This is a genomic window from Trueperaceae bacterium (assembly GCA_019454765.1).
In the GTDB taxonomy this organism is placed as follows: domain Bacteria; phylum Deinococcota; class Deinococci; order Deinococcales; family Trueperaceae; genus JAAYYF01.
Map to the genome: position 1 here is coordinate 14041 of JACFNR010000024.1, position 12451 is coordinate 26491.

The following is a 12451-nucleotide window of genomic DNA, read 5'->3' on the forward strand; positions in this document are numbered from 1 at the left end:
TGAGGAACCTAGACACCCTGCGTGACGCCGTCCACGAGCGCGTCGACCGGTGCGAGGACGCCGGGTTGCTGGAGCAGGTCCACGCCCTGCTCGGCGACGGCGAGCCGGAGTTACTCCCGCTCGCTGACGAGGACGTGGAGCTGGTGCTCAAGGAGCTGCTCGACGACTGAGCGCCGTGCCGGCTAGAGGTAGCCGGCCGCCTTGAGGATGAGGTAGGCGCCCACGGCGGCCGCGCCCCACAGCAGGTACTTCAGGAACTTGGAGCCGCTCGCGCCCGTCCACTTGCCGAGGCTCTCGCGCGCCACGGCCGCCTCGCGCTTCTGTTGCGCGCGCTGCGCGCGCCGCAGCGACTTGACGCTCTTGTTGAGGTGCCCCTTGCGGCGGTAGGCGACGCCCAGGTTGTGATGGGCGTTGGAGAAGTCCTCGTTGACCTTGAGGGCGGCCTGGTAGTGCTCGATGGCCGCGTCGACGCGCCCCTGCTCTAGCGCCACGTTGCCGAGGTTGGTGAGGGCGCGGTAGTGCTTCGGGTCGAGTGCGACGGCGGCCTCGAACGCCGTCTGAGCGGCGGCGAGGTCGGAGTCGTAGATGCGCACGGTGCCAAGCTGCGTGAGGTACTCCGAGGGGAACCAGTTGTCGTCGGGCAGCTCGGCGAGGGCGGCGCCGGCCGCGTCGGGGTCGCGCCGGTCGAGCTGGGCCGCGGCCGCCTTGAGGGCCTCCAGCTGACCGATGAGCTCGGGCCACGGCACGAGCGGCGCAGGCTGCTCCTGCCGCTCGATGCGCTTGACGGCCTTGTCGAACGAGCGTTCGTGCACGAGCTCCTGCACGTCCGAGAGGGCGCCGAGCGCGGCCAGGGTCGCCTGATCGGTGCCGCCGGAGACGATGTAGGCCTGGCGTGCCGCCATGAAGCGCCTGTCGGCGAGCGCCTGGCGCCAGTCGAGCTGGGCCGCGGCTGGGGCCGGCGCGGCGCCGGTGACCTGCGTGGCGTGGGCTGCCGACGCGTCGCGGGACTCGGCGCCGCCGGGTCCGTGCGTGGCGTCGGGGCCGGGCGTGGCAGTCCCGCCGGGCGTGGGCTCTGGGGTGTGGGCGTCTGCCGTCACGTCCAAGACCGTAGCACGCCCTGGTAGAGGTCTGAATAGGCCGTCGCCGACGCGCCCCACGAGTGGTCCTCCGCCATGGCGGCCGCCTGCATCCGGCGCCACGCGGCCGTGCCGTAGGCGCGGCGCGCCTCGCCGGCCGCCCACAGGAGGCCCTCGACCGTCGGGTGCTCGAAGGCGAAGCCGGTGCGGCCGTGCTCCACCGTGTCCTTGAGGCCGCCGGTGGCGTGCACGATGGGCAGGGTGCCGTAGCGCATGGCGATCATCTGCGAGAGGCCGCACGGCTCGAAACGGCTAGGCACAGCCAGGGCGTCGGCGCCGGCGTAGACGAGGTGCGCCAGCTCCTCGTCGTAACCGAGCGTGGCGCCAACGCGGCCAGGGTGCGCCCGCGCCAGCCCGGCCACTGCCGCCTCCAGGCCCGCCTCGCCGGCACCGAGCAGCACCAGCGTCCAGCCGGCGGCGAGCAGCGAGGGTGCGCCGGCGAGGAGCATGTCGATGCCCTTCTGCTGTGCCAGGCGCGACACGACCCCAAGCACGGGGCCGTCGCCCTCCAGGGCGTGGCGCCCGAGCAGCGCCTCGCGCGCGGCGGCCTTTCCCGTGGGGTCGGCGGCGGAGTACGGCGCGGGGAGGACCGGGTCGGTGGCGGGGTCCCACGCGGCCGTGTCGATGCCGTTGAGGATGCCCTGCAGCTTGTGGGCCAGGGCGCGGAAGGTGCCGTCGAGCGTGAAGCCGTACTCGGGCGTCTGCAGCTCGCGGGCGTAGGTGGGGCTCACGGTCGTGACGCTGCGGGCGAAGCCAACGCCCGCCTGCATGGCGTTGGCGCGCCCGAAGTGGTCGAGGTACGAGCGCGTGAGGTCGGTGCCGAGGCGGAGCCAGTGCACGGTCTCGGCGAGGCCCGACTCGCCCTGGAACTGCACGTTGTGGACGGTGTAGACGCTGCGGAGGCCGGGGAAGCCCGGGGGGAGGTGCCAGCCGCGCTCGAGGAGCATGGGCAGGTAGCCGGTGTGCCAGTCGTTGGCGTGCACGATGTTGGGGACGAACCCCAGGCGCGCCGCCACGGCCGGCACGGCGCGCGAGAAGCGCGCGAAGCGCCGCGCGTCGTCGGGGTAGCCGTACAGGCGCTCGCGGCGGTAGTCGTCGTGCCCCACGAAGGCGTAGCGCACCCCGCCGGCCTCCAGCACGCCGACCCCGACGGACTCGAAGCCGCCCGCGAACGGCGCGGCCACGTCGCCCACCCAGTAGGGGGCGGGGTCGCCGCCCAGGCGGGCGTACCAGGGGCTCACCACCAGCACCTCGTGACCGAGGCGCGCGAGGGCCTGCGGCAGCGCGCCGGCCACGTCGGCGAGGCCGCCCGTCTTGCTGTAGGGGACGACCTCGGCGGCCGAGAAGAGGACCTTCACGCGTCCAGCTTAGCCGCTGGGGCCGCCTCGCGGCTGCGGTTGGAGGGCGCGCCGTCCGGGCCCGCTCGGTGCGCCGCCCGGGCCCGCTCGGGGCCGCCCGGAGGGCGCGCGCGGAGGGCGCGCGCGGACGGCGCCCGTAGCGCCCGCCGCGGCCTCTCATGTTGCGTCCGTATACTCTAGGACGCATGCGTGATCAACCGACGGAGGCTTCATGAAGCGCAGATGGTACATCGCGGGTCTGGTGGCGCTGGCCCTTGGCACCATGGTCGTCAACGCCCAGCTGTCCCGGGACTACGCGGGCGAGTTCTTCAACAACCCGTCCGGACGCGCGCTCGTGCAGGCGTTCGGTGCGCTGAAGAGCGGTTACCTTAACGACGTCGACGACGACTCCCTCATCCAGGGCGCCATCACCGGCATGTTGGCGTCGCTCGACGACCCGTACACGAGCTACCTCCTGCCCAAGGACGCGGCGCGCGAGAACCAGGACCTGACCGGCTCGTTCGAGGGCATCGGGGCCGTGCTCACGCCGCACGACCGCCAGTCCGGCAAGGGCGTCGAGATCCTCACCGTCTACGCCGGCGGGCCGGCCTCCAAGGCGGGCCTCAGGCGCGGCGACATCTTCGTTAGCGTGGACGGCGTGGAGGTGGCCGACCTGACCACCAGCGAGGTGGCCGACCTCGTGAGGGGCCCGAAGGGCACCGACGTCACGCTAGTCATGACGCGGCCCGGCGAACCGGAGCAGCTCACGTTCGTCATCGAGCGCTCCACCATCCAGATCGTCGACGTGGCCAGCGCCATGCTGCCGGGCGGGGTGGGCTACATCGCCCTCACCTCGTTCAACAACCAGCGCCTGCACGAGCAGTTGGTCGAGCACCTCGACAAGCTGATCGCGCAGGGCGCCACCTCGCTCGTCCTCGACCTGCGCGACAACTCGGGCGGGCTCCTCAACCAGGCCGTGCTCATCGCCGACGACTTCCTCAGCAAGGGCGACATCGTCTTCCAGCGTTCGCGCGGCGTCACGCAGCGCTACGCGTCCGCCGACCCGAAGGCGTACGACCTGCCCATGGTGGTGCTCGTCAACGAGAACTCCGCCTCGGCCTCCGAGATCGTGGCGGGCGCCCTGCAGGAGAACGGCCGCGCCCTCGTGGTGGGCGAGCCCACGTTCGGCAAGGGCGTGGCCCAGTCGGTGCTGTCGCTATCGGACGGCGGGCAGCTAAGGTACGTGTCGTTCGAGTGGCTCACCCCCGACCGGCGCTCCATCGCCGAGAAGGGCATCACGCCCGACGTGAAGGCGCCGGACACGCGCTACCCGCGCACCATCGTCGCCGACGGGCAGGGGCTGCACGAGGGCCAGACCGTCGACCTGGTCGTCGACGGGCAAGTGGTCGGCTCGGCCGTGGCGGGCGAGGACGGCAAGTTCAACATCCTGGCGCTCGGCGGCGTGCGCGAGGTGAGCGAGGTGCAGGGCGAGGCCATCGTCCACCTCGACACCGACACGGCGCTCCAGACGGCCGTGGCCACGCTCGAGGAGAGCATCGCTCAGAGCGGCAACTGAACGACGCGGCGCGCGTGCCGCGCCGCGGCCGTGCGGACGCGGCCGCCTCGCCGCTTATGACGCCAACCAGCGGCGCCGCCTAAGGGCGAGGGCCGGCCGCCGCCACGTCGGCGGGCGCCGAGGCGGCGAAGCGTTCGAAGTTGCGTCTGAACATGGCGGCGAGGTTGGCGGCCGCCGCATCGTAGTCGGCCGGCTCCGCCCACGTGCCGCGCGGGTGCAGCAGGGCCGCCGGCACGCCCGGCACGAGCGTGGGGACGTGCAGCCCGAAGACCGGGTCGACGTAGGTGTCGGCGTCGTCGAGCTCCCCCCGCAGGGCGGCCCGCACCATCGTGCGGGTGTGGCGCAGCTTGATGCGCTCGCCCACCCCGTGCCCGCCGCCCGTCCAGCCCGTGTTCACCAGCCACACGCGCGAGCCGTGCTCCTCCAGTCGGGCGCGCAGCATCTCCGCGTACTCCACGGGTGGGAGGGGCATGAACGGCGCCCCGAAGCAGGCGCTGAAGGTGGCCGTGGGCTCCGTGACGCCGCGCTCGGTGCCGGCCACCTTGGCGGTGTAGCCGCTGAGGAAGTGGTACAGCGCCTGCGGCACCGTGAGGCGCGCCAGTGGCGGCAGCACCCCGAAGGCGTCGGCGCTCAGGAAGACGACGTCAGAGGCGGGCCAGCCCACGCCCGACGTGGACGCGTTGGAGATGAAGCCGAGCGGGTAGGCGGAGCGGGTGTTCTCCGTCTTGCTGGTGTCGGCGTAGTCGGGCTCGCGCCCCGCCCGCAGGCGCACGTTCTCGAGCACCGCGCCGAAGCGCGTGCTCGCCGAGTAGATCTCGGGTTCGGCCGCCGCGGACAGGTTGACGACCTTGGCGTAGCAGCCGCCCTCGAAGTTGAAGATGCCCTCGTGCGACCAGCCGTGCTCGTCGTCGCCTATGAGGCGTCGCTCCGGGTCGGCCGACAGCGTCGTCTTGCCGGTGCCCGAGAGCCCGAAGAAGAGCGCCACGCGCCCCGTGTCCGTCTCGTTGGCGGCGCAGTGCATGGGGAAGACGTCGCGCCGCGGCAGCGCGAGGTTGAGGACGCCGAAGATCGACTTCTTGATCTCGCCCGCGTACTCGGTGTTGGCGATGAGGACGAGCCTCCGCTCGAAGTCGAGCATGATGGCCGTGGTGCTGCGGCAACCGTGGCGCGCCGGGTCGGCCTCGAAGCTCGGCAGGTCGAGCACCAGCCAGTCCGGCTCCCGGCCCGCCGCGTCTGGCCGCCTGAACAGGTTGGCGGCGAACAGGCCGTGCCAGGCGTACTCCGTCACCACCCGCACGCCCAGCTGGTAGGCGGGGTCGGCGCCCACGGCGAGGTCCTGCACGTACAGCTCCATGCCGGCGAGGTGAGCGGTCATGTCGGCCAGCAGCCGGTCGAACTGCGCCTGCTCGACGGGTTGGTTGACGTCGCCCCAGTCGACGCCCTCGCTGGCGGCGTTCCTGACCAGGTACTTGTCCTTGGGCGAGCGGCCCGTGAACTGTCCCGTGTCGGCCACCAGCGCGCCCGTGCTCGCAAGCTGCGCCTCGCCGCGGGCCAGGGCGTGCTCCACGAGCTCGGCCGGGCTGAGGTCGGCGTGGAGGAGCCGCGCCGACGAGAGGTCGAGGCCGCTACTCGGGCTCGTTGGCGGGCGCGCCCAGGCGGACTGCTTGGCGCTGCTGTTCTCGGTCATGGGGTCGTTACCTCCGCGGCGCGTGCCGGTCGACGGGCCACACCGCCCTTATACCAGTAGGCCGGGTCGTCTCCCGGGCGCGCTGTCACCGCGCCGGTACACCTGCGCGGCGCGGCTCACCACCGCAGGGTCACGCCCACCTGGAAGGCGCTGCGCTCCGTGCCGAGGGTGACGCCCGCGTCGAGGGCGAAGGTGGGGCTGAAGGCGTAGGAGAGGGAGACGCCGAGCTCGGGACGGGGCGGGTCTGGCACGCCGGCGCCGGGGAAGTCGATGCGGCCGGTGATGTCCAGGTCGAGCGGCCCGAGCCCGTACGACAGGAGCACCTCGTTGGTGATGGCGTAGGCGCGGTCCGGTCCGTCGTAGGTGCCGATCCGGTAACTGGCGAACAGGTCGGGGTTCAGGTAGCCGCCGAGGCGCAACGACACCCCGAACGGCTGCTCGCTCGCGTCGAGGAGGCTCGAGAGCGCCGAGGTGCGGATCTCGACCACGTCGAGGCCGAGCGCCTGGCGGATGGCGTTGGCCAGCTCGCTGACCACGAGGAGGTCGACGGCGGTGTCGAGCGCGCCCTGCGCCACCGCCGCGCCGAGCCCGCCCGTGCCGATGATGCCGGCGTTCAGCTCGAAGCGCCCGAGCGTGAGGAGGCTCATGAGCTCCGCGTCCGTGAAGGCCCTCACGCCGCTACCGGGACCGTCGCCCGCCACCTCGATGCGGGCGTCGGACGACACGCGCGGCTGCACGTCGAACCGGAAGCCGCCCTCCTCGGCGGGAGCGGCCTGCACCTGGCCCGTGAAGGCGAGGTTCACCACGAACGTCTGCCCCTCGCGCGGCGTCACGAAGCTCACGCGGTTGTCGGCCGCCACGACGCGCGACTTGTCGAGTTCCGTGTGCGCCGCCACGTCGAGGGCGGGGTAGAGGCCGGTGCTGGGTCCGAAGGTGGCGATGGCGCGGTCGATGGTGAAGTCGCGCCCGGAGAAGCGCAGGCTGCCGCGCAGGGTGCTGGCGGTGCCCACCAGGCGCGGCGCGGCGGCCGTGCCGCTCAGCACCAGGTCGAGCGCCGCCTCGCCGGAGCCCAGGTTGGTGGTGAGGAGCACGCGCTGCGGGGCGCGGATGGCCAGCCCGGCGAAGCGCAGCGCCGCCAGCGCCGGTTGCGGCGGCTCCGGGGCCGCGGCGGCGCCCTCGGGCGGCGCGGGCGGGCGCGCGTTGGGGTCGACGATCACCTCGGCGGCCGTGATGGTGCCGCCCAGCGCCACGCCGCCCGCCTCGCCCGCCAGGCGCAGGTCGGCGTCAACCACGGCGCTGGCGACCATGAGGGCGGGGAAGGCGACGCTCAGGCCGGTGCCCGAGGCGTGCAGGTCGAGGGGGAAGAGGCCGCCCTCCAGCCGCGCCGTGCCCTCGCCGAGCCGGCCCGTGACGGCCAGGGCGAGGTCGCCATCGGCGTCTTGCGTCAGGTTGCCGGTCACGCCCTCCACCACCCCGACGCCGGGCAGCGCCAGGCTGCCGTCGAAGCCGACGTCCACCGCGCCGAGGGCGAAGGGGGCGAGGTCGAGGCGCGCGCCGCCCGATACGGCGAGGCTGCCGGCGAGGGGCGACACGCCGTCCAACTGCGCCGCGACGGTGAGCGCGTTCCCCTCGAGCGCCACCCGCGTCCCGCCGAGGCGGTAGCGGCTGCCGGCCACCTCGACGTCGAGGCCGGCGCTGGCGATCACCGCCGACGGCTGGGCGAGGTCGCCCTTCACGTCGATGGTGAGCGAGCCCTCGGCGCCCATGCCGAGGCGCGCGAGGGAGGGGAAGAGGCCCAGCAGCGGCGTGAAGTCCGCGTCGACCGCCTCGAGGTGGAAGTCGAGGTCGTCGGGGCGCAGGAGGCCGGCGGCCTCCCAGCGCCCCAGACCCGCGAACTCGGCGCGGTCCACCTGCACGGTGCCGGCGTCGAGGGTGAGGGTGACGTTGCCGACGGTGGGGACGCCGGCCCGCTCGAGCCGCACCTCCTCCGTCGCCAGGCGCAGGTAGCCGGCCGCCGGGTCGCTCAGCGGCAGGTCGAAGCGCAGCACCCCAGTGACGTCGGCGGTGACGTCCGACGGGCCGACCACGGCGTGAGCCAGGAACTGCGCCGGGAAGCGCTCGAAGCGCCCGGAGCCGCTCAGCCGGTCGCCGGCCAGGTTGGCGGTGAGGGTGGCGCCGCGGGTGCGCAGGCTGACGTCGACGGAGGAGAGGGCGCCGCTGACGGCGACCTCCACGGCGGAGCTCGTCCCGCCCGCCGTGAGTTCCGGGCTGACGAACTGCCCGAACACCAGGCCGTCGCGGAGCTGCAACGCGCCCGTGACCGTGCCGGCGAGGTACGGGGCGCGCTCCCTGACGAGGGGCACGTCGGCCAGCTCGAGGTTGCGGAGGCGCGCCTCCAGCCGCCCGCCGCGCGGCGCTCCCACCGCGAGGCTGGGCGGCAGCAGGTCGGCGAGCCCCCAACTGCCGCTGAAGGCCAGTCGGCCCGCGTCCGACTGCAGGTTGGCGCTGCCGCCCACGCGCCCGTCGGCGACGCTGCCGGTGGCGTTCACCACCACTGCGCCAAGGCCCGGCGGGTAGAGCTGCAGGTCGTCGACCTGCAGGCTGCCCGACAGCCGGCCGCCGCGGTGGTCGAGGCTGGCGGTCACGGCGCCGCCGCTGAGGCGGAGGTCGACGTCGAGCGTCACCGCGTCGGGCGCCGTGCCGGGAGCGTAGGTGCCCGTGAGCCGCCCGAGCGGGCCCGCGTACGCCAGGCGCCACTCGGCGCCCGCCGTGGTCAGCGTCCAGGGGAGGGTGTACTCCGTGGGGCCCGCCGCGGCGCCAGCCGCCCCGGCGAGCGGGAGGTCGGTGGCGAGGGTCACGGCGCCCGCCAGGTTCGCGCCCGCCGCGCTCAGCTCGCCGTCGGCGCTGAGCGTGATCCCGGCGAGGCGCGCCTCGAAACCGTCGAGGGTGACCCTCGGCGTGGGGGCGAGCGCCACGGTGAGGAAGCCGGCGGCGGCGTCGCTACCCTCGAAGCGCAGTCCCTCGCTCGCGGCGCGCGTGAGCAACCCCAGCAGGTCGGCGGCCTCGAGGGTGGTCACGGCGCGCAGCTGGGGCAGGCCGACGAGCTGCACGCTGAGGCGCGGCGTCGTGTCCTGCCCGGTCAGCACCAGGCGGGCGGGGCCCACGTCCAGCCTGACGGCGCCGGCGGCGAGCAGCCCGAGGCCCGGCACGGCGCGGAGCCGCACCTGCGAGATGACGGGCAGTTCGGCGCGCGCGCTCGCGCCGGGAGCCGACGCCAGCGTCGCCACGCTCAGGTCGGCGTCCGGCGCCACCCGTCCCTGCAGCCTGAGCGGCACGGAGGTCGGGCCGCCGCTCACCACCTGGTCGACGGTGATGCCGGCGGTCGTGACGGTGGCGCGCCCGGCCACACGCAGGTCGCCGTCGACGGCCTCGACGGCGGTGCTCAGCACCAGCTGCGGCAGCGCGCCCTCGCCCATCACGGTGCCGGTCACGCTCAGGCGCAGGCCCGCCAGCTCGGCGCCGGCCAGGTCGAGCGCGCCCGTCCACGGCCCCTCGGCGCGTTCGGTGCGCCCGGTCACCGCCCCGCCGTAGGCGGTGCCGGCCAGCTCGGCGACCACGTTGCCCGCCGTGGCCGTCAGGTTCAGCTGGAGGTCGAGGTCGGGTCCCGTCGCCGCGGCCACCGCCTGCAGCTCCGCGAAGGTGCCGGCGGCCGTCAGGTCGAGCTTCACCCCGCCGCCTACCTCGAGCGCCGCCACGGCGGCCGACCAGCTCCCGGAGGTCACGTCGAGCGCGCCGCTCAGGTGGTCGCCCGTAACGGCGAGGGGCGCGAGGGGCGCGGCGGCCGTGACGCTCACGGCGCCGAGGTCAACGTCGCCGACGGCCGCGCCCGTCACGGCCGCGTCCAGCCACGGCCCAGCGTCGGTGGCGGCGCCGAGCGTCAGCGCCAGCCGCCCGGCCAGGCCGCCGCCCAGGGCGGCGAGGTCGCCCGTTAGGCGCGCCTCGCTCAGGTCGGCGCTCACGCTCGCCTCCCACCCCGTCAGGCGCCCGGCGCCGGTCACGGTCACGCCGTCTTCACCCGTCGTCCGGCCGTCCGCCAGGAGCACGACGGCGTCGCCGTAGCGGGCCGTGCCCGACGCCCCGGCGCCGCCGCCCTGCAGGCCGAGCGTCAGGTCGGTGGCGAACTGCCCGTAAGCGAGGTCGCTGTCGATCGTCAGCTCGCCCCGCGCGGGCCTGGCGCCGGCGCTCAGGGTGCCGCGCACGCGGTCCGTGCCCGTCAGGGTGGCGGTGACGAGCGGGTCGGCCAGGGTGCCGCCGAGGGTGAGCGAGCCGTCCAGGCCGCCGTCGACGCCCGGCACGCCGACGCCGGCGGCCTGGAGGGAGGCGGAGAGGGCGAAGCTGGCCGGGTCGGCCAGGTCGCGCGCGTGGAGCGCGACGGGCCCGCGCAGCGTGCCGCTCACGCCGGCGCCCAGGCCCAGGTCCGCCAGGTCCGCGTCCAGTTCGAGCGCCAACCGCGCCGCGGCCGCCGCGCCCGCCCCGGCGGCGTAGGTCAGCTCGCCGCTGCCCGCGATGCGCGAGCGGCCGGCGGTCAGCGCCACGTCGTCGAGCGCCACGCCGCGCGGGTCGGCGCGCAGGTCGAGGTCGAGGCGGGGCGCCGGCGCCTGCGGCAACCAGGGGCCGAGGTCGAGTCCCGTCACCTTGGCGTCGGCCTCCCAGGCAACGGTCGGGCCGCCCGTGAGGGTGAGCGCCAGGTCGAGCGCCGGGCCCGTCAGCTCGAGGCTCGCGCGCGGGGCGCCGCCCACGGCCGCGCCGTAGCTCAGCGGGCCGCTCGCGGCGAGGGGCCCGCCCAGCGTGGCGGTGCCGCGGAGGGTGGGGGCGCCCAGCGTGCCGGCCACGCTCAGGTCGGCCGTCAGGGTAGTGGGCTCCACGCCCGCGGGCGTCAGGTGGGCGCTCAGGCCGAGCTGCTCGAGCAGCGCGACGTCGGCGGCGGCGAGGCGGAGGGCCGCGCTGCCGCTCAGGCCGGGGTCGGTGCGCGGGTCGGCGGCGAGGGTGAGGTCGAGGGTCGCGAGGGCGTCGTCGGCGGGCGCGCCGGGGCGCGCGGCGGCCGCGCCGGGTTGCGTCGCGGTCGCGTGGACGGCGAGGCGACCCTCCCCGCGCGCCGCCAGCGTGAGCGTCACCGGTTCGCCCAGCGCCGGCACGTCGGCCCGCGCCGCTGCGGCGAGGGTGCCGGTGAAGCCGCCCCCGACCGACCAGGCCAGGTCGGCGGTCACGGTGGGCGCCAGCGCGTCGACCGCGCCCGCGGCGGTGGGGAAGGGGGCGAGGAGGGCGGCGAGGTCGTCCGCGTTGGCGGTGCCGCGCAGGTCGCAGGCGCTCAGGTCGGTGGCGCAGCCGAGCGTGGCCCCGCGCCAGCGCACCGTGGCCGCCGCCGCGCTGAGCTCGAAGCCGGCGGCGTCGGTCACCGCCGGGGTGGCGATCGTGCCCGCCAGCGCGGTTCCCGCCGGGCCGGTGACGGGTCCGGCCGCCGTAAGCGTGAGCGGCGCGCCGTCCGGCAGCAGGCCGGTTACGCTGCCCGTCAGCGCCGTGATGCTCAGGTCGGTGCCGTCGAGCGCCAAGGCGGCGTCCGCCGCCACCCCGTAGGCGACGAGGCTGCCCGGGGGCGCGTCGAGGTGGGCGGTGAGGGCGCGGGGGCCGGGCGTCTCGGGCGTTGGCAGCAGGCGCGCGGTGAGGGTGGCCGCGCCGTAGCGGGCGCGCAGACCGAGGCCGCCGGTCGCGGCGCCGATCGCGGTGCCGGTTGCCCCGCCGGCCGCGCCGTCTGTGGCGGCGCCGGCCACGCCGCCTGCGGTCCCGCCCGGGGCGCCCGGGCCGCCCCCACCGTCGCCGGGCGGCGCATCCGGCGCCCCGGTCGCCACGTCGACCGCCTCGTCGACCGCCTCGACGACCACCTCGACGGGCACGGCGCCGTAGGTGCCCACCAGCCGCGCCTGCGGGCCGGCGGCGCCCGCCGCCGCACCGGGAGCGGCGGCGCGCCAGGCGAGGAGCCCCTCGAGCTGGCCCGCCGGTCCGGCGAGGGCGAGGTGGAGGTCGTCGGGCGCAGTGCCGCGCAGGCGCAGCTCGTTGCCGGCCACGTCGGCGGTGAGGTCGAGCGTCAGGCCGGCGCTGGGAGGGTCGGTGGCGAAGGTGAGCAGCCCGCCGCCCGTCACTTGGAGGTCGGTCCCGAGGGCGGCGCCCACGGCGGGCCAATCGACCTCGCCGAGGTCGAGGCTGCCGCGCAGTGCCGCGCCCGTGCCCGTCAGCTCGGCCGCGGCGAGGGGGGCGCCGCCGCCCTCGACGACCGCCCTGCCGGAGTAGTCGAGGCCCGTGCCGCTCAGCTCGACGAGCAGCCCGCCGGTGGTGGCGCCGGCCTCGAGGCTGGCGCTCGCCTCGGCCGTCCAGACGCCGGTGGGCGCCAGGGTGGCGTGGACGCTCAGCGGCTGCTCGAGCGCCCCGCCGAGCGCCGCGAGCGCGGGCACGGCCGCCACCAGGCCGGGTGCGGGCACGCTGAGGCGCGCGTCCACGCCCTCGGTCGGCGTGGCCACCACCTTCCCCGCGGCGGCGCCCGCCAGCGTGACGGTGGCGACGGGCGCCGCCAAGGTGCCGGCGGCACTCACTCGCGCGAGCAGGGCGCCGGCGGGGGTGGCGGCCGGCAGCGCGATCTCGCCGCCGAGGCGACCGGCGCTCA

6 protein-coding genes are annotated in these 12451 nt (G+C 75.8%); 2 read left to right on the forward strand and 4 right to left on the reverse strand.

Annotated features, from left to right (window positions below):
* Window positions 1–170: hypothetical protein (locus H3C53_08140; protein MBW7916634.1), on the forward strand; the 170-nt coding region annotated here is incomplete at its 5' end.
* Between the two features lie 12 nt (window positions 171–182).
* Here H3C53_08140 and H3C53_08145 read toward each other — a convergent pair.
* Both H3C53_08145 and H3C53_08150 read right to left on the reverse strand, forming a co-directional pair.
* Window positions 183–1097, reverse strand: coding sequence for a tetratricopeptide repeat protein (locus tag H3C53_08145; protein MBW7916635.1), 915 nt, complete (start codon window positions 1095–1097; stop codon window positions 183–185).
* Window positions 1094–2494, reverse strand: coding sequence for a glycogen synthase (locus H3C53_08150; protein ID MBW7916636.1), 1401 nt, complete (start codon window positions 2492–2494; stop codon window positions 1094–1096). Before H3C53_08150 ends, H3C53_08145 begins: the two co-directional genes overlap by 4 nt.
* Window positions 2495–2705: 211 nt before the next feature.
* Here H3C53_08150 and H3C53_08155 point away from each other — a divergent pair, with 211 nt between their 5' ends.
* Entirely contained in the window at window positions 2706–4049 is a 1344-nt protein-coding gene (locus H3C53_08155) for a S41 family peptidase (GenBank protein ID MBW7916637.1), read from the forward strand.
* A 79-nt stretch (window positions 4050–4128) separates the two neighbouring features.
* Here H3C53_08155 and pckA read toward each other — a convergent pair whose 3' ends face one another.
* Window positions 4129–5736: a phosphoenolpyruvate carboxykinase (ATP) gene (gene pckA, locus H3C53_08160; GenBank protein ID MBW7916638.1), complete on the reverse strand. Its 1608-nt coding sequence runs from the start codon at window positions 5734–5736 to the stop codon at window positions 4129–4131.
* Window positions 5737–5852: 116 nt separating this feature from the next.
* On the reverse strand, window positions 5853–12451 hold a 6599-nt coding region (locus tag H3C53_08165; GenBank protein MBW7916639.1), incomplete at its 5' end, for a translocation/assembly module TamB domain-containing protein.

Coding starts and splice junctions, on each gene's coding strand:
- H3C53_08155 (MBW7916637.1), top strand. CDS start 2,706: ATGAAGCGCAGATGGTACATCGCGGGTCTGGTGGCGCTGGCCCTTGGC.
- pckA (MBW7916638.1), bottom strand. CDS start 5,736: ATGACCGAGAACAGCAGCGCCAAGCAGTCCGCCTGGGCGCGCCCGCCA.